The following is a 17,718-nucleotide window of genomic DNA, read 5'->3' as shown; positions in this document are numbered from 1 at the left end:
CGCATCGAGCGTTCAGCCGAAACGGGATTGGACTTCAATCAGCGTAGGCATCGATGGGGCCGCGCCGAGCCCTTCCACCGACAGCGCCGCGCAGCGGTTGGCGTGGTCGATGGCCTGGCGGAACGGCGCACCGGGCTCGCGCAGCAGCGCGGCCGCCAGAGCGCCGTTGAAGGCGTCACCGGCGCCCGTACTGTCGACCGGCTTGATCGCCATCGCCGGCACGCGGTAACGATCGTCATCGGTGCCGGCCCAGCGGCTGTTGGCGCCATGCGAAACGAAGCAGCCGTGACTGCCGAGCGTGATGACGACAGTACCGACGCCCAGCTTGCGCGAATAGGCGTGCAGCGCGTCGTCGCTGAGCGCCGCGACCTGAGAGGGATCGATCGGGGTCCCGGCGATCTGGGAGACCAGGGCCGCGAATTCGGTTTCATTCGGCGTCAGCAGGTCGACGCCGCCAAGCAGCGTCGAATCGAGGTCGGCGTGCATCGGAGCCGGATTGAGCTGCACCGTCACCTGCGCCTGCACGGCCAGCGCCACCAGCGTGCGCAGGGCATCGAGGTTGTTCTCCAGCTGCAGCAGCAGCAATGACGCACCGGAAACCAGTTCACGCAGGGGCTCGGGATCCAGCTGCTCGTTCGCGCCGAGCGCCACCAGGATCTGGTTGCGGCCGCTGTCGTCAACTACGATCCCGGCGGCTGCGGTCGGTGCATCCGCGCAGACCTGCCAGCGGCAGGGCAGGCCTGCCTCGCGCGCGTACGCCTGGGCGAAGCGGCCCAGCGGATCGTCGCCGATCACGCCGACGAACTGAACCGGTGCACCCTGCCGGTGTGCGGCAATCGCCTGGTTGAAACCCTTTCCGCCGGGTGCGGTGGCGAATCCGTGCGCGCGCCGCGTTTCGCCCGCCATCGGCAGGCGTTCGGTCTGCCAGACGTGGTCCTGGACGTAGGAGCCCACCACCAGCAGGCCTGACTTGGATTCCATCGCATCGCATCCTCTGGAAACACGCCATGACAGCGGTGCAGGCGGATGCTGTCAATAGCGCCACGACACCCGTCCGCCGTCTATGATCGCCAGCGCGGAACGTTCCGCGTCACCAGGGATTACAACTAAAATGGAACAATTTCTTCCCTACATCATCCAGGCCATTTCCGGCCTGGTCGGCGGCAACATCGCCGGCCTGCTGGCCAAGGCCAAGAGCCTGGGGCCGATCCTGAACAGCATTCTGGGCGCGGTGGGAGGCATCGGCGCAGCACAGGGTGCGCAGGCGGCAGGCATCCTTGAAGCCATCGGCCTGGGCAGCATGGGCGGCACCGGCGCCGACATCGGCCTGGGCGCGATCGGTGGCCTGGTCCTGCCGCTGCTGGGCAGCCTGTTCAAGAAGAAGTAAGCGACACCGGGGCTGCCGTGAGGCAGCCCCTTTTCCGACCCTGGCAGCGGGCTCTGCCAGGCGCCCATCGAACCACGCGCTGCGGGTACCGGTCCGGCGACGCACCATCGGCAGCGCCGACGTCGCTTGTCCGACGCCGACCGCCGGACAGGCCGGCACACGGCGCAGGTACCAGGCCAGCATGATCGCAACCGACCGGCCACGGCCATCGCCATGGCAAGCGGACCAGCGAAACGCCCACCGCGACGGTGTCACACCAGCCGCAGATCCGTATGTGGCAGCGCACCCTCCAGGCGCAGCAGGAATGCCTTGATCGGCAGGCCACCGGCGAAGCCGGTGAGCGCGCCGCCGGTACCGATCACGCGGTGGCAGGGCACGACGATGGGCAGCGGATTGCGTCCGTTGGCGGCGCCGACGGCGCGCGAAGCCGAGGGATTGCCTACGCGCCGTGCCAGTTCTCCATAGCTGATCGTCCGGCCGTAGGGAATGCGCAGCAGTTCGTCCCAGACGCGGCGCTGGAATGCCGTGCCCCGCGGCGACAACGGCAGGTCGAAGGTATTGCGGCGCCCTTCGAAGTAGTCGCGCAACTGCGCCGCGGCGGCATCGAGGATCGGGCTGCGCCCTTCGAGCCAGGACTCGCCGCTCGGTGGAGCCGGTGGGCGCAGCGGCGGAAACTCGATGCGGTAAAGGCCCTGGGTATCCGTCGCCACACGCAGGCTGCCGATGGGGCTGTCGATCACACACCAGACCACAGACATCTTCATTACTCCGGTTGTACGGCGGGCGCAGGCATCGAATCCCGCCAGAGGTGGATGACCGCATAGGCACGCCAGGGACGCCAGGCCTCGGCGCGCGTGGCCAGCGCAGCGGCACCCAGTCGGGCGCCGTCGCCGCTGGCCGCCTTCTGCAGGACGAGATCACCGGCTGGAAACGCGTCCGGGTGGCCCAGTGCGCGCAATGCGATGTAGTGCGCCGTCCATGGCCCGATGCCCGGGAGCTCGCACCAGCGCGCGACGAAGTCGTCAAGCGTGCGTTCGCCGCCGGTATCGACATCGCCGGCCAGCACTGCGCGCGCAACGGCGCGCACGGTGTCGGCGCGCTTGCGCGGCAGGCCGATGCGTTCGACGTCGGCATCGGCCAATGACCCGGGCGTTGGAAACAGGTGCTGGAACCCGTCACCGGCATCGCCCGGCAGCGCACTGCCGAACTGCCGGGCCAATCGGGCGGTGAAGGTGCGCGCCGCCGCAACGCTGACCTGCTGTCCGAGCACGGCCCGTACGGCAATCTCGAAGCCATCCCATCCGCTGGGGATGCGCAGGCCGGGACGGCGGCGCAGGAGCGGACGCAGTCGCGGATCGCGTGACAGCACGGCGGAAATCGCCAGCGGATCGGCATCCAGGTCGAACATGCGCCGCACGCGGGCGACGATGTCCAGCAACCGGTTGGGCGGTGCGCCGCGCACGCTCAGTCGCAGCGCGTGCTCGTCGCCCGGCCAGGGATCGACGCGCAGCCAGGCCGGCGCCGTCGCTGGCCCGATGACGCGCGTATAGCCCTGCGCATCAACCTGCTCTATACCGGGCAATGCCCGCCCGCGCAGGAAATCGAGCATGGCGGCAAAGTCGTAGGGCGGCCGGTACGCCATGCGCAGGCTGAGCAGGTCACCGCCGCCTGTCGATGCACTGATCCTGCGACGCAGGTCGCGCGGTGCCAGCGCATAGGCACGGACGAAGGCGTCGTTGAAACGGCGCAGGCTGCCAAAGCCGGCGGCCAGCGCGACTTCCGTCACCGGCAGCCGTGTTTCGGTCAGCAGTTGTTTGGCGAACAGCAGGCGGCGCGTGCCATGGACACCGATCGGTGGTGCGCCAAGCCGCTCGACGAAAAGGCGCCGAAGATGACGTTCGCCGACATGCAGCCGCTGCGCCAGCGCGGCCAGCGGCTGGCCTGCCAGGGCGCCCTGCTCGATCAGCTTGAGGGCCCGGGCCACAACGGCATCACCGCGACGCCACGTACCATCCTCGGGCGACAGTTCCGGCCGGCAGCGCAGGCAGGGCCGGAAGCCCGCCGCTTCGGCGGCAGCCGCGGTGACGTAGTAGGTGACATTGCGTGCCTTCGGCGTCGGCGCCGGGCAGACCGGCCGGCAGTAGATGCCCGTGCTCTTCACCGCAGTGAAGAACAAGCCATCAAAACGCGGGTCTCGACTCAGCCGCGCCTGCTCGCAGGCCTGCGGATCGAGCGTCCTCTGTGCGGCTACGGCATCGGCGTCCATGCATGCAGGCTAGCACCGCCATGGAGGCCGGACTGGCCATTTCCGGACATCAATGGCGATCGCCGTCGCGCGGCAAGCCCGGCCTCAGAACGCCGGCAGCACGGCGCCCTTGTAGCGTTCCTGGATGAACGTGCGCACCGCATCGCTGTGCAGCGCGGAGATGAGCTTACGCACGCGCTCGTCCTCGCGTTTTTCCGGCAGGCCGACCAGGAAGTTCACGTACGGCGAATCGGCGTTCTCGATCACCAGCGCGTCACGCGTTGGATCCAGGCCGGCATCCAGCGCGTAGTTGGTATTGATCAGCGCCAGGTCAACCTGGTCGAGAACGCGTGGCAGCATCGCCGAATCGAGTTCGCGGAACTGCCAGTTATGTGGATTGGCGGTGATGTCGCGAAGGGTACTGAGCGCGTTGTCCGGATCGGCGAGCTGGATGGCACCGGCGGCGTGCAGCAGGATCAGCGCCCGGCTGTTGTTGCTGGGGTCGTTGGGAATCGCGACCTGCGCCCCATCCGGCACCTCGGCCAGCGTGGCATGGCGGCGCGAATAGGCACCGAAGGGTTCGACATGGATGCCGGCGAACGTCGTCAGCCTGCTGCCCCGGTCGCGGTTGTAGGCATCCAGATAGGGTTCGGTCTGGAAGTAGTTGACGTCGATCAGGCCCTGTGCGACCTGGTCGTTCGGCTGCACGTAGTCGTTGAAGAGTCGCACCTGCAGCTCGACGCCCTGCTCCTTCAGGATCGGCCTGACCACTTCGAGGATTTCCGCATGCGGCACGGCGGTCGCGGCGATGCTCAACCGCGACGAGCCGGGCTGGCCAGCACCGGAACAGGCGCCCATCACCGCGGCCAGCAGCAGCACGGACAGTCGCGGGAACAGTGTGTTCATGGGCACTCCTTGGTAACGGGAACGGAAAGAAATCAACGCCGGGTGAAACGCGCAACCAGCCGGTCGCCCACCATCTGCAAGGCCTGGACCAGCACCAGCAGCAGGACGACGGTGACCACGGCGACGTCGGTGTGCGAGCGCAGGTAGCCATCGCGATAGGCCAGGTCACCCAGTCCGCCTGAACCGATCGCGCCACCCATGGCGGTGAAACCGATCAGCGCCACCGTTGTCACCGTGGCGCCAGCGATCAGGCCGGGTCGCGCCTCGGGCAGCAGCACGCGCCAGACGATCTGCCGCGTTCTCGCTCCCATCGCCAGGCTGGCCTCGATCACTCCGCGATCGACCTCGCGGAGCGCGGTTTCGACCAGTCGCGCATAGAACGGCGCGGCGCCGATCACCAGCGGCAGGATCGCGCCACGCACGCCCAGCGACGTACCCATGGCCGCCAGCGTGACCGGGATGAGCACGATCATCAGGATGATGAACGGTACCGAGCGCAAGAGGTTCACGAGCAGCGCCAGCACGCCGTACAGCGCCGGCTTCGCGTGCAGGCCGCGCGGGCCGGTGAGGAACAGGCAGATGCCCAAGGGCAGGCCGATCAGGATGGTCAACGGCAGCGATCCGCCCAGCATCAACAGCGTGTCGAGGGTGGCGGTACCGATTTCCGCCCACTTGCCGGCATCCAGGTGTTCGAACCAGCCGCTCATGCACGGATCTCCTCGACATGCACGCCGGCATCGGCAAAGGCCGCCTGCGCGGCGTCGGCATTTCCGCCCTGCAGGGCGACTGTCAGCTGCCCATAGGGCGTCTCACGGATGTGTTCGATGCGTCCGGAGAGGATGGTGAAGTCGATGCCGGTGTCGCGCGCGACGCGGCCCAGGACCGGACGGAAGGTGCTCTCGCCGAGGAAGGTCAGGCGCAGGATGCGGCCCCTGATGTCGGAATACCGCACCCGCGTCGCCTCGCCCGTTTCATCGTGATCGGCCTCGGCGACGAACCGGCGTGTCGTCGGATGGCGCGGATGCAGGAAGACTTCGGTCACCGGGCCGGTTTCGACAAGGCGACCCTGGTCGAGGACGGCGACGGCGTCGCAGATGCGCCGGATCACGTCCATCTCGTGCGTGATCAGCACGATGCTCAGGCCCAGGTCGCGGTTGATGCCGGACAGCAGGTCCAGCACCGAGGCCGTGGTCTGCGGGTCGAGGGCGCTGGTCGCCTCGTCGCAGAGCAGCAGGCCGGGCTCCGTGGCCAGCGCGCGGGCGATGCCGACGCGCTGCTTCTGTCCGCCCGACAGCTGGGCGGGGTACTTGTCGCGTTGCGCGGTCAGCCCCACGCGCTCGAGGAGCTCGTCGACGCGGGCGCGGATGCGCGCCGCCGGCAATGCCGCCAGTTCCAGCGGAAAGGCGATGTTGCCGGCAACGGTGCGCGCGCTGAACAGGTTGAAGTGCTGGAAGATCATGCCGATGCGCTGGCGCAGTCCACGCAGGCCGGCACCATCGAGGGCGGCGACATCGGTCCCGTCGACCAGCACGCGGCCACTGCTCGGACGCTCGAGGCCGTTGATCAGGCGAAGCAGCGTCGACTTGCCGGCCCCGGACTGGCCGATGATGCCGAACACCTGCCCGGCTGGAATGGCCAGGTCAAGCGGATGCAAGGCCACGACATCGCCGGCGGCCGTCCTGTAACGCTTTTCGATCTGCTGGAATTCGATCACCGCGGGGTCCTGCAGGCAGCCTTTGGAGTGTAGGGCCCAAGGCCAGGGCCGCGACGCGCTGAACGCCCTTCGCCGCCCGGCCCGGCCGGAAGCCGCATTCTGCTATGCTTCGCGCCCGATTTGTTGCAACGCATCATCGCACGGAGTTCCCATGCCGCTTGAGGCCATCCCGTCCGGCGCCGACCTGCCGCACGAAATCAACGTCATCATCGAGATCCCCAAGGATTCCGACCCGGTCAAGTACGAGGTCGACAAGGCCAGCGGCGCGATCTTCGTCGACCGCGTGCTGACCACGCCGATGCGTTATCCCTGCAACTACGGCTACGTCCCGCACACGCTGTGCGGCGACGGCGACCCGCTCGACGTGCTGGTCGTGATGCCGGTTCCGCTGATCCCCGGATCGGTGATCCGCTGCCGCCCGGTCGGGATGCTGAAGATGACCGACGAGGCCGGCGAGGACGAGAAGCTGGTCGCCGTGCCGGTCAGCAAGGTGTTCCCGGGCTACCGCCATGTCGCCAGCGTGCGCGACCTGCCGGAGCTGACGCTGGACCGCATCGCCCACTTCTTCTCGCACTACAAGGATCTCGAGAAGGGCAAGTGGGTGAAGATCGAAGGCTGGCGCGACGAGACGGAAGCCAAGCGCACCGTCATGGAATCCGTCGCCCGCTACGAGGCGGAGCCGGACAAGCCGGCGTTCTGACCGCGCCGACGCTGGCCGGGGCCTACCGCGCCAGCGTCACCACCGGCGCGAAGCCGCCGTAGATCAGGCGCTTGCCGTCGAAGGGCATGGGATTGTGGTCCGGCGACATCGCCGGGTCGTCCATCATCGCCGCCATGCCCTTGTCGCGGGTGGCCTTGTCCGGCCACTCGACCCAGGAAAACACCACGGTTTCCTCCGGTGTCGCCTGCACGGCGCGGCGGAAATCGGTGAGCACGCCATCGGGCACCTCGTCGCCCCAGCACTCGACCACGCGCAGCGCGCCGTATTTCAGGAACACCGGGTCGCCCTTGCGCGCGTGTTCGATGAAGGCCGCCTTGTTGGCCGTTGGCACCGCCATCACGTAACCGTCGACGTAGGACATTGCTCGCTCCCTGCGGTTGCCCGAGTGCTGCCTGACGGAAAGCCCTGCCGGAAGCAGGGACAGTGCTGGTGCCGCTTGTCCGATTCGAACGGACGACCTACCGCTTACAAGGCGGTTGCTCTACCAGCTGAGCTAAAGCGGCAACGCCGCGCAGTTTATCAGTCCGTGTCGGCCGGGGGAAAACCCGGGGCCTGCGGGCGCCACGGCGCGCGGCCAGGTCCGGGCCCGGCGCCGCGTCGAGCGCCGATCAGGCCGGCAGGCCCAGCGCCATGCGCAGCAGCGCGCGATGCCGCTGGATATCGACCGCCATGACGAGGTCGGCGTTGTCGGGACGGCCGCTGCGACGGTTCCAGTCCACCACGGTCTGGCCGCGCGACAGCGCGCCGGAGAGTTCGACCTTCAGCGGCCGCGACTGTCGTTCCAGCGCGGCGGCTTCGTCCAGCACCACGGTCATGGCCAACGCATCGGCGGGCGCGAACTCGTTGCGCTCGTGCTCGCGGTAGAACGCGCGCGTCTTGCGCGAGATCGCGCGGTAGAAACGCGCGGCCGGCGTGTCGGCGTCCAGCCATTGCTCGAATTCCTCCAGGGGCACGCCGTGGCGGCAGACCAGTTCCCAGTCCACCACGATCGCGCGCGGACCGCGGGCGAAACAGATTTCCGCGGCCTCCGGATCGAAGGCGACGTTGAACTCGCTGGTCAGGTATTCGGTGTTGCCGTGGCCGGTGACGGCACCGCCCATGCACACCCACCCGGCCAGGCGAGCGGCAAGGCCCGGGTCGAGGCTGAGTGCCAGCGCGAAGTTCGTCAGCGGTCCGAGCGTCACCAGCAGGACTTCGCCGGGATGGCGCAGGGTGGCATCGATCAGCGCCTGCGCGGCATGCCCGGCCGCGGGCGTGCGCCGCGAGGGACGGCTGCCGATATCGCCGAAGCCGTCGCGGCCATGCACATGCCCGGCATCATTGGCCAGCGGCGGCAGCAGCGGGTCGCCGGCGCCGACATGCACCGGCACGCCGTCGCGGCCGATCGCATCCAGCAGCTTCAGGGCGTTGCCGGTGCAGGCATCCAGGCCGACATTGCCGCCGACGATGCCCAGGCCGAGCACATCGGCATCGGGATGCGCAAAGGCCATCAGGAGCGCGAGGGCGTCGTCGACGCCCGGGTCGGTATCGATCCAGAGTTTCATGGCGCGATTGTCGCATGCGCCGGCCAGCCGGGCGTTTCGCGGCAGCGATCAGGCGCCGGCGTAGCGCTCGGCCTGGCCGATCCAGCGCCGTGTCAGGCGCTCGGCATGATCGGGGTAGTCGGCCAGCATCTCGTCCGCGAGTGCGGCGACAGCCGGCAGCTCATGGCCGTCGCGCGACAGGTCGGCGATGCGGAAGCCGAGCACGCCGGTCTGCCGCGTGCCCAGCAGTTCGCCTGGCCCGCGCAGTTCCAGGTCCTTCTCGGCGATGCGGAATCCGTCGTTGCTGTGCCGGAGCACGTCCAGGCGCTCGCGCGCCAGGCCGGACAGCGGCGGCTCGTACAGCAGCACGCAGCTGGACTCGGCGCGTCCGCGGCCGACGCGGCCGCGAAGCTGGTGCAGCTGCGCCAGGCCGAGGCGCTCGGCATTCTCGATCACCATCAGGCTGGCATTGGGCACATCGACCCCGACTTCAATCACGGTGGTCGCGACGAGCACGTGCAGGTGGCCGTCCTTGAACGCCGCCATCACCGTCTCCTTTTCAGCCGGCTTCAAGCGGCCGTGGATCAGGCCGACGCGAAGATCGGGCACTGCCGCGGTCAGCTGCGCATGGACCTGCTCCGCCGCCTGGGCCGCCAGCAGTTCGGATTCCTCGATGAGGGTGCAGACCCAATAGGCCTGCCGGCCTTCGGCACAGGCGGCGTGGATGCGCGTGACCACTTCGTCGCGACGTGCCGCGGGCACGGCGACGGTCGTCACCGGCGTGCGACCCGGCGGCAGCTCGTCGATCACCGAGACATCCAGGTCCGCGTAGGCGGCCATCGCCAGCGTGCGCGGGATCGGCGTGGCGGTCATCACCAACTGGTGCGGCACCAGGCCGGCGCCCTTGTCGCGCAAGGCCAGGCGCTGGTGGACGCCGAAGCGGTGCTGCTCGTCGATGATCGCCAGGCCCAGGCGCGCGAACCCGACGCCTTCCTGCATCAGCGCATGGGTGCCAACGACCAGCGGCGCGCCGTCGGCGATCGCCGCCAGCGCCTGTGCGCGCGCCCGGCCCTTCACCTTGCTGGCCAGCCAGACCGGCTCGATGCCCAGGCAGGCGAACCAGTGCGCGAAGTTGCGGCGGTGCTGCTCGGCGAGCAGTTCGGTCGGCGCCATGACGGCGACCTGGCAACCGGCTTCGATCGCCTGCGCCGCGGCGAGCGCGGCGACGATGGTCTTGCCCGATCCGACATCGCCCTGCACCAGCCTCAGCATCGGTGCCGGCTTCGCCAGGTCGGCACCCACTTCGGCCACGACACGCTGCTGCGCGCCGGTCAGTGCGAACGGCAGGCCGGCACGAAGTCGCGCCGCCAGTTCGCCCGTTGCCGAGAGCTGCGGCGCGCGCTGCGCCTGCTGGCTGAGGCGACGTCGACGCAGTGCCAGGTGATGGGCCAGCAACTCCTCGACGATCAGCCGCCGCTGCGAGGGATGGCGGCCGGCCTCGATGTCCTCGATGCGCACCGATGGTGGCGGCGCGTGCACGTAGCGCAGGGCGGCGGCCAGGCCGGGCAGTTTCAACCGCTTCAACATCGACGCCGGGACGAGTTCAAGCGCCCCGTCATCGGGAAGCAGGCGCAGGGCGGCGGCGACCCAGGCGGCCAGGCGCCGGCTGTCCAGGCCTTCGGTCACCGGATAGACCGCACGCAGGCATTCATCCACCGGCACAGCGGCCCCGTCGTCGAGGCGCCGATAGCTGGGATGGACCATCTCGAAGCCGAGCTGCCCGCGCCGCGGCTCGCCAAAACACAGCAGCCGCTGGCCGACTTCGAAGCCGCGCGCCTGTGCCTGGTTGAAATGGATGAAGCGCAGCAGCAGCGTCGCGCCGCTGTCGTCGCCGAGGGCGACACGCAGGAAGGGCCGGAAACGGAAACCGCGTTCGACGGCCAGGACACGGCCCAGCACCTGCGCCTTGACGCCGGCATCGAGCGCGGCGATCGGTTCAATGCGCGTGCGGTCCTCGTAGCGCAGCGGCAGGTGGAACCACAGGTCGGCAACCCGTTCGATGCCGAGCCGCGCCAGCAGCTCGGCGCCCCGCGGTCCGACCCCGGGCAGCCATTGCACCGGCGATTCGCCGGACAACACCGGTTGCGTCTTCGTCCGTACAGGCGCCGGCATGGTTAGGACCTCAGCACGCGGCGATGCCGGGCCGCTGTTGGCGCCCGACCTGAACGCGATCGCACCGCTGCGCTACATCGCGTACGCCGCCAGGCTCGCGATCAGTCGAGCACGAGCACGCCATCGACTTCGAAGCGTGCGCCACGCGGCAGCTGCGCGACGCCGATCGCCGCACGCGCCGGATAGGGCTGCGTGAACAGGCGTTCCATGACGGCATTCACCGACGGGAAATGCGACAGGTCGGTCAGGTAGATGTTCAGCTTGGCCAGCTTGGCCAGCGAACCGCCGGCCGCTTCGCAGACGGCGCGCAGGTTGGCGAACCCGCGTTCGATCTCGGTCTCGATGTCGCCGGTGAAAAGTTCGCCGGTGGCCGGATCAAGCGCGATCTGGCCGGACAGGTAGACGGTATTGCCGGTGCGCACGGCCTGGGAATAGGTGCCGATGGCGCGCGGCGCGGCATCGGTATGGATCACATCGCGCATGGAAGCTCCTGGAGGGAACAGCGGTGCCGATGAGCATAGCCGGCGCCGGCGTGGCGCGTCAGCCCGAACCCCGGGCCGCGGCTGTCAGCCGATGGCGCGCTGCACGGAATGCACCACCTCGGTGTGCCGCACGCTGCGGATCACGGCGGCGAGATGGCGGCGATCACGCACTTCGATGGTGAACAGCAGCACCGCCGCCTCGAGGTCGCGCTCGGTGTACTCGACATGGGCGATGTTGGAACCGGCTGCGGCAATCGCGGCGGCGACACCGGCGAGCACGCCAGGCTTGTTCATGACGACGATGCGCAGCTGCACGCGGAAGTCGCCCTCGACATGGCGGTCCCACGCGATCGCGACCAGTCGTTCCGGCGCCTTGCGGTATTCCGGCATGTTCCGGCACACGGTCTGGTGCACGACCACGCCCTTGCCGGCCGACAGGTAACCGATGATGTCGTCGCCCGGCACCGGATGGCAGCACTGGCCGAAACTCACGACGCCACGCTCGCGGCCGGTGATCAGGATGCGTTCGCCGACAGCGACGGGATGGGCGACGGCGTCCTCGGCCGGCGGCGCGTCGCTGAGCAGTTGTGCCGCCACCTGTTCGGCGACGCGGTTGCCGAGCGCGATGTCGGACAGCAGGTCTTCCAGGCGCTTGAACCGCAGGTCGGCGAGGTACTGCTCCAGCCGCGGCCCGGGCACCAGCTCGATGGATCCACCGCGCGCCGACAGCGCGCGATCGAGCATGCGATGTCCCAGCTCGACGGCGTCCTCGTGCTGCAGGCGCTTGAGGTGGTTGCGGATCGCGGTGCGTGCGCGGCTGGTGGCGACGAATTCCAGCCAGCCCGGATGGGGCTGGGCGCTGGGCGCGGTGACGATCTCGACCGTCTGGCCGTTGTCGAGCCTGCGGCGCAGCGCGGCGAGTTTCCTGTCCACGCGCGCGGTGACGGCATGGTCACCGACGGACGTGTGCACGGCGTAGGCGAAATCCAGCGCCGTCGCGCCTCGCGGCAGGCTGAGGATGTCTCCGCGTGGCGTGAACACATAGACCTCGTCCGGAAACAGGTCGACCTTGACGTTCTCGACGAACTCGATCGACGAGCCGGTACGCGCCTGCGCCTCGACCAGGCCACTGAGCCAGTCGCGGGCGCGGTTCTGCGCGTTGCTGCCGGTGCCGTTGGTCTTGTACGACCAGTGCGCGGCGACGCCACGTTCGGCGACGACGTTCATGTCCTCGGTGCGGATCTGTATTTCGATCGGCGCATCGAAGGGCCCGATCAGCACCGTGTGCAGGGACTGGTAGCCGTTCGCCTTGGGGATCGCGACGAAGTCGCGGAAGCGCCCGTCGACGGGTTTGTAGAGCCCGTGCACCGCGCCCAGCGCCTGGTAGCAGTGCATCGAGGTGTCGGTGATCACGCGCACGCCATAGACGTCCATCACCTGCGACAGCGGCTTCCGGTCCTTCAGCATCTTCTGGTAGATGCTGTAGGGCGACTTGACCCGGCTGACGACGCGGTGGCGGATGCCTTCCTGCTTCAGGCGGCGGGAGACCGCTTCCTCGATGCGTTCGATGGCCTGCTTGCGGTTGCCCTGCAGCTGGCGGATGTGCTCGGCGATCACGCGATGGCGCATCGGATAGAGCGCCGAGAAACCCAGGTCCTGCAACTCGGCCTTGAAGCGGTTCATGCCCAGCCGCTGCGCGATCGGCGCGTAGATCTCCAGTGTTTCCCGCGCGATTCGGCGGCGCGATTCCGGCGCCATGCTGCCCAGCGTGCGCATGTTGTGCAGGCGGTCGGCCAGCTTGATCAGGATGACGCGCAGGTCGCGCGCCATCGCCATGACCATCTTGCGGAAACTTTCGGCGGTCGCTTCCTGGCGGTCGCGGAAATTGACCTTGTCGAGCTTGGTGACGCCATCGACCAGCTCGACGACATCGCGTCCGAATTCGGACTCGATCTCCTCGCGGCTGAGCGGCGTGTCCTCCAGCGTGTCATGGAGGATGGCGGCGACGATGGCTTCGCCATCCAGGCCGATCTCGGCGAGGATGTGCGCGACGGCAACCGGATGGGTGATGTAGGGCTCGCCGCTCTTGCGGGTCTGGCCCTCGTGCGCGGCGGCGCCCACTTCATAGGCGCGCCGTATCCTGTGCAGCTGGTCGCGGCGCAGGTAGCGCTTGAGGCGCTTGAGAAGACTTCGCACATCGTCCGGCAGGCCGCCGGACGATGGCATCATGGCGTTGAGCAGGGCGCCCATGGCCGGCTCAGCCCCTGGCGCCCGGGGTGAAGCCCGGACAGTCGGCCTGGCGGTCTCCCCTGCTCAAGCGCGCGGCCTCAGATGTCGTCGCCGCCCTTGTCCTCGTCGAGTTCGGCAGCGGCCCATTCAAGGGCTTCACGCTCGGCGCGCTCGCGCTCGGCGCGATCGATCTCGTCGACCATCTGCATGTTGATGCGACGTTCGGCGATCTCGCGCAGGGCGAGCACGGTGGGTTTGTCGTTCTCGGTGTCGACGGTGGCCTCGATACCCTTCGACAGCTGGCGGGCGCGCTTGGACGCCATCAGAACCAGCTCGAAGCGGTTATCGACCACCTTCAGACAATCCTCAACCGTAATTCGCGCCATGACCGGAAGAAACCTTTTCGACAGAGACAGTTGCGCAGATTCTATCCAAATCATGCCGCACTGCGCAATGGGCACGATGCAGCCCGGCCCGGACCTTGCGCCACCGGCGGATCGCGTCAGACCGCCGGGTCGCCCAGCAGCTCGGCGATCAGCCCGGCATGGCGGTCGGCCTGCAGGCCCTGGCGCAGGCGCTGGGCACGGATGACGGCCTTGATGTCGGCCAGCGCGGTCTGGAAATCGTCATTCACGACGATATAGTCGAATTCGTGCGCGTGGGCGATTTCCTCGCGTGAATTGGCCAGCCTGCGGGCGATCACCGCCTCGCTGTCCTGGGCGCGGCTGCGCAGCCGGCGCTCCAGTTCGGCCGACGACGGCGGCAGGACGAAAATGCTGCGGCAATCGGCCTGCTGCGCCCGTACCTGACGCGCACCCTGCCAGTCGATCTCCAGCAGCACGTCGCGACCGGCGTCCAGGAAGGGCTGCACTGCCGAGCGCGCTGTGCCCTTGAGGTCGCCATGGACCTCGGCGTACTCGTAGAAGTCGCCGGCGGCGGCCATGGCCAGGAAGACCTGCCGGTCGACGAAGTGGTAATGCACGCCGTCGGTTTCGGCCGGGCGCGGCGGCCTGGAGGTGTAGGACACCGACAGGGCCAGCGACGGATCGTCCTCGATCAGGGCGCGTACCAGCGACGTCTTGCCGGCCCCGGAAGGCGCGGCAACGATGAACAGGGTTCCGGTTTCGGTCATGGACGAGGATCGCAGGGCAGCACGGCCGCCCATCTTGCCTGCAACGGCAGGCCCTGTGGCAAGCCGTTGCGTACGCGGGCGTTCTTCACAAGTGTAGGCCCCTCGGTTCGGCGCGCGCTATAGTCGCCCTGCCCGGAAGAGGAGCGGGCCTGGCGGCACTGGCTGCGCCCCGCGCAGCGATGTCTCCAGAACAGCTCAGGGAGGAGCGGAGTCCGTCGGCCCCAGGCCGATGCCGGTTACCAGTGCCGCACCGGTACTGTCCGCACGAGGGAGGGTTCAATGCGTCGTTTCCTGTTCACCCCGTTACTGATGGTGCCCGCGCTGGCACTGGCACAGACGGACGACTACCGCTGCGTGGTGTCGTTCGACAGTGCGAAGCTCGACACCTGCGCCAACGAGGTCCACGCCAACACCAAGGGGCTGCCGGCCCTGGCCGACCTCGACGCCTTCAAGGATTCGACGCTGCGCGTCGTCAAGTTCGACGGACCGATCCGCGACGAACAGCGCCGTGCGCTGCTCGCCACCGGCGCGGAGATCATCGGCTACGCGCCCTACCACGCGTACCTGGTGCGCATGTCGCCAGCCCTGGATACGGCGGCGCGTGCGGTCCCCGGCGTCAGCTGGACGGGCCCGTACCTGCCGATCTGGAAAGTGGACATCAACCTGGCCAATGACATCGGCGGCATGGAAATCGTCGAAGCCGGCGGGATTGATCAGCTCAACATCGCCCTGCGCCCGGGCAGCCAGCGCGCGGCCGCGCAGGATCTCCTGTCCGGCATCGCCGGCCTCGATTTCCGCTTCCATGAATCCGGCGTCGACCACGACCGCCTGATCTATGGCTTCGACTACAGCAGCCTCGCCGACGCGGTCGAACAGATCGCGCGCCTCGATGACGTCGTCACCGTGACGCTGCGATGGCCGGCCGAGTTCATGAACTCGCAGGCCGGCTGGCTGCACCAGAGCGGCACCAACAACCAGTTGCCGGTCTTCGAGCAGGGCCTGTTCGGCTGCGGCCAGATCATCGGCGCCGCCGACTCCGGCCTGCAGGCCACGCACTGTTCCTTCAGCGACACGGCCTACGGCCAGCCGGTCACCTCGGTCTGTGCCTCCGGTTCGACCTGTGCCGCGGGCACGCCCGACTTCGCCCATCGCAAGATCGGCATCCACTACAAGTGGTCCGGCGACGCCGGCACCGCACCGGCCGACGGCCATGGCCACGGCACCCACGTGATGGGCTCGATCGCCGGCAACAATCCGGCTGTCGCCGTGGACTGCACGACCTTCTCGTCGCCGGGCGGCACCACCGATCTCGACGGCACCGCGCCGGGCGCCAAGCTCATTTCCCAGGAAATGGGCGCCAGTCTGCAGTACCTGAACAGCCTCGGCGGCAACCCGTACCACGCCGGTACCATCGCCTACGCCGGCGGCGCGCGCATCCATTCCAACTCGTGGGGATCCAGCTGCCGCAATGCCCTGGGCTCCTGTATTGCCAACTGCCAGGTCGAATACCGCTCCACCTCGCGCGACGCCGACCTCGTGGTCTGGGAAAACCCTGACCTGGCGGTGCTGTTCGCCGCTGGCAACAGTGGCGGCGGCAGCGGCACGTCCGCGGGCTCCGCGGGCTGCGGTCCGGGTGCGGACACCGGTGCGGCCGGCAATGCGAAGAATGTCTTCTCCATCGGCAGCAACAACCGCGGCGCCTCCGGCAACGCGATGTCGACCTTCTCGTCCCGCGGCCCGACCCAGGACCGCCGCACCAAGCCGGACATGACCGCCCAGGGCGGCTCCATCATTTCCGCTTCGCGCTCCGCCTGCGGCACCACGTCGATGAGCGGCACCTCGATGGCCACGCCGACCGCTGCCGGCCTGACGGCGCTGGTCCGGGAATACCTCAACCGCGGCTTCTATCCGACCGGCATGGCCAATGCAGGCCATGCCATGCCGACGCCGTCCTCGGCGCTGCTGAAGGCGATCCTGGTCACCGGCGCGGAGACCATCACCGGCTCCGGCACCGGCGTGACCGCGCCGAGCACCGCGCAGGGCTGGGGCCGGATCAATCTCGACAACGTGCTGTATTTCGACGGTGACAGCCGCAACCTGTGGCTGCACGACAGCACAGCCGGGCTCACGACCGGTGGCCTGCACACCCACAACCTGACCGTGACGGGCACGGCGCCGCTGACAGTGACCCTGACCTGGCACGACTTCCCGGCGCTGGTGAACGCCAACCCGGCCTGGGTGAACCAGCTGCGCCTGGAAGTGGTCGCGCCCAACGGTGACGTCTGGACCCAGAAGCTGCCCGCCGGTGGTGGCCTGACCAGCCCGAATCCGTTCCAGGACACCACCACCTCCAACTACGACGACATCAACAACGTCCACCGCATCGTGCTGCCGACCCCGGTCGCCGGCGCCTACCAGGTGCGTGTCCGTGGCATCCAGGTGGCGCAGGGCGGCGCGCAGCCGTACGCACTGGCGGCCACCGGCAACCTCAACGTCAGCGTCGAGGCCGACTACATGCTGACCGCCACGCCGGCCTCCGCGGCGATCTGCGCCGGGGAAACGGCCAGCTACAGCATCGGCGCGCTGGGACTGGGTGGCTTCGATGATCCGGTGACACTCTCCGTGACCGGCCTTCCGGCCAGCGCCTCGAGCAGCTTCAGCAGCAACCCCGTGGTTCCGGCCCTGCCGGCCGCGACCAGCACCCTGGGCATCGGCAACACCGCGTCCGTGGCCGCAGGCAGCTATCCGCTCACCATCGACGGCAATTCCGGTGGTCCCGGCTTCCCGGCTACCGCCCGCAACACCGAGGTCACACTGGTTGTCGCCGACGCGGCACCGGCTGCAGGCACGCTGGTCTCGCCGGCAAACAACGCCAGCAACGTGGCCACACAGCCGACGCTGACCTGGAACGCGATCGCGGGGGCGGATTCATACCGGGTCGAAGTCGCCACCGATGCCGCCTTCGGCAATGTGGTGATCGACCAGGTGGTCGCGACGACAAGCCATGCGGTCGCCGCGCCGCTGTCGACGTCCACCAGTTACTACTGGCGCGTGACCGGCAGCAATGCCTGCGGTACCGGCACGGTCTCCGCCGTGTACACGTTCCGCACGGTCGCGGCGCCCGGCGACTGCGGCGTCGACCAGGTGGCTGTCAGCCTGCTGGGCGAGGACTTCAGTGGCGGCCTGGGCGCCTTCACCACCACCGGC

The 17,718-nt window shown here is 68.6% G+C and carries 16 protein-coding genes and 1 tRNA gene; 3 read left to right on the top strand and 14 right to left on the bottom strand.

The annotated features are described in order from the left end of the window. Positions 1–12 precede the first annotated feature (12 nt). Positions 13–981, bottom strand: a complete 969-nt coding sequence (locus EDC25_RS12855) for a ribokinase (RefSeq protein ID WP_123522875.1) — start codon at positions 979–981, stop codon at positions 13–15. Between the two features lie 130 nt (positions 982–1,111). Here EDC25_RS12855 and EDC25_RS12850 point away from each other — a divergent pair, with 130 nt between their 5' ends. Next, a complete protein-coding gene (locus EDC25_RS12850; RefSeq protein ID WP_123522874.1) occupies positions 1,112–1,387 on the top strand; it encodes a hypothetical protein in 276 nt (91 codons plus the stop codon). A 251-nt stretch (positions 1,388–1,638) separates the two neighbouring features. Here the strand turns inward: EDC25_RS12850 and EDC25_RS12845 are convergent, their stop codons facing one another. The 5 genes from EDC25_RS12845 to EDC25_RS12825 form a co-directional block, all read right to left on the bottom strand. After that, positions 1,639–2,145, bottom strand: coding sequence for a methylated-DNA--[protein]-cysteine S-methyltransferase (locus EDC25_RS12845; protein ID WP_123522896.1), 507 nt, complete (start codon positions 2,143–2,145; stop codon positions 1,639–1,641). Positions 2,146–2,150: 5 nt separating this feature from the next. Then, positions 2,151–3,653, bottom strand: a complete 1,503-nt coding sequence (locus EDC25_RS12840) for a DNA-3-methyladenine glycosylase 2 family protein (RefSeq protein WP_123522873.1) — start codon at positions 3,651–3,653, stop codon at positions 2,151–2,153. 84 nt (positions 3,654–3,737) lie between these two features. Then, complete coding sequence (locus EDC25_RS12835) at positions 3,738–4,538, bottom strand: MetQ/NlpA family ABC transporter substrate-binding protein (protein WP_123522872.1); 801 nt, start codon at positions 4,536–4,538, stop codon at positions 3,738–3,740. 32 nt (positions 4,539–4,570) lie between these two features. After that, a complete protein-coding gene (locus EDC25_RS12830; RefSeq protein ID WP_123522871.1) occupies positions 4,571–5,245 on the bottom strand; it encodes a methionine ABC transporter permease in 675 nt (224 codons plus the stop codon). Then, positions 5,242–6,252 (bottom strand): methionine ABC transporter ATP-binding protein, encoded by a 1,011-nt coding sequence (locus EDC25_RS12825; RefSeq protein WP_123522870.1) that lies wholly within the window; start codon positions 6,250–6,252, stop codon positions 5,242–5,244. The genes EDC25_RS12830 and EDC25_RS12825 overlap by 4 nt, the downstream gene beginning before the upstream one ends. A 151-nt stretch (positions 6,253–6,403) precedes the next feature. Here EDC25_RS12825 and ppa point away from each other — a divergent pair, with 151 nt between their 5' ends. Beyond that, positions 6,404–6,952, top strand: a complete 549-nt coding sequence (ppa, locus tag EDC25_RS12820; protein WP_123522869.1) for an inorganic diphosphatase — start codon at positions 6,404–6,406, stop codon at positions 6,950–6,952. A 22-nt stretch (positions 6,953–6,974) separates the two neighbouring features. On the opposite strand, the gene EDC25_RS12815 is transcribed toward ppa, so the two are convergent. From EDC25_RS12815 to gmk, 8 genes are all read right to left on the bottom strand, one after another. Then, complete coding sequence (locus tag EDC25_RS12815) at positions 6,975–7,334, bottom strand: DUF1428 domain-containing protein (RefSeq protein ID WP_123522868.1); 360 nt, start codon at positions 7,332–7,334, stop codon at positions 6,975–6,977. Between the two features lie 66 nt (positions 7,335–7,400). Next, positions 7,401–7,476, bottom strand: a tRNA-Thr gene (locus tag EDC25_RS12810). A gap of 105 nt (positions 7,477–7,581) precedes the next feature. Next, complete coding sequence (locus EDC25_RS12805) at positions 7,582–8,517, bottom strand: nucleoside hydrolase (protein WP_123522867.1); 936 nt, start codon at positions 8,515–8,517, stop codon at positions 7,582–7,584. 48 nt (positions 8,518–8,565) lie between these two features. Beyond that, complete coding sequence (recG, locus tag EDC25_RS12800) at positions 8,566–10,668, bottom strand: ATP-dependent DNA helicase RecG (protein WP_123522866.1); 2,103 nt, start codon at positions 10,666–10,668, stop codon at positions 8,566–8,568. 101 nt (positions 10,669–10,769) lie between these two features. Beyond that, positions 10,770–11,150, bottom strand: coding sequence for a Rid family detoxifying hydrolase (locus tag EDC25_RS12795; protein ID WP_123522865.1), 381 nt, complete (start codon positions 11,148–11,150; stop codon positions 10,770–10,772). 84 nt (positions 11,151–11,234) lie between these two features. After that, the gene (locus tag EDC25_RS12790; RefSeq protein ID WP_132577604.1) at positions 11,235–13,400 is read right to left on the bottom strand and encodes a RelA/SpoT family protein; all 2,166 of its coding nucleotides are present in this window, start codon (positions 13,398–13,400) and stop codon (positions 11,235–11,237) included. Positions 13,401–13,477: 77 nt separating this feature from the next. Next, complete coding sequence (rpoZ, locus tag EDC25_RS12785) at positions 13,478–13,765, bottom strand: DNA-directed RNA polymerase subunit omega (protein WP_123522863.1); 288 nt, start codon at positions 13,763–13,765, stop codon at positions 13,478–13,480. A gap of 116 nt (positions 13,766–13,881) precedes the next feature. Further along, the gene (gene gmk, locus EDC25_RS12780; RefSeq protein WP_123522862.1) at positions 13,882–14,511 is read right to left on the bottom strand and encodes a guanylate kinase; all 630 of its coding nucleotides are present in this window, start codon (positions 14,509–14,511) and stop codon (positions 13,882–13,884) included. A 279-nt stretch (positions 14,512–14,790) separates the two neighbouring features. On the opposite strand from gmk, the gene EDC25_RS12775 reads away from it, so the two are divergent. Beyond that, positions 14,791–17,718, top strand: a 2,928-nt coding sequence (locus EDC25_RS12775) for a S8 family serine peptidase (protein ID WP_132577603.1), incomplete at its 3' end; no start/stop codon positions are given.

Source organism: Pseudofulvimonas gallinarii, from assembly GCF_004343305.1.
Taxonomy (GTDB): domain Bacteria; phylum Pseudomonadota; class Gammaproteobacteria; order Xanthomonadales; family UBA2363; genus Pseudofulvimonas; species Pseudofulvimonas gallinarii.
This window is presented reverse-complemented; position numbering and strand designations above follow the sequence as displayed.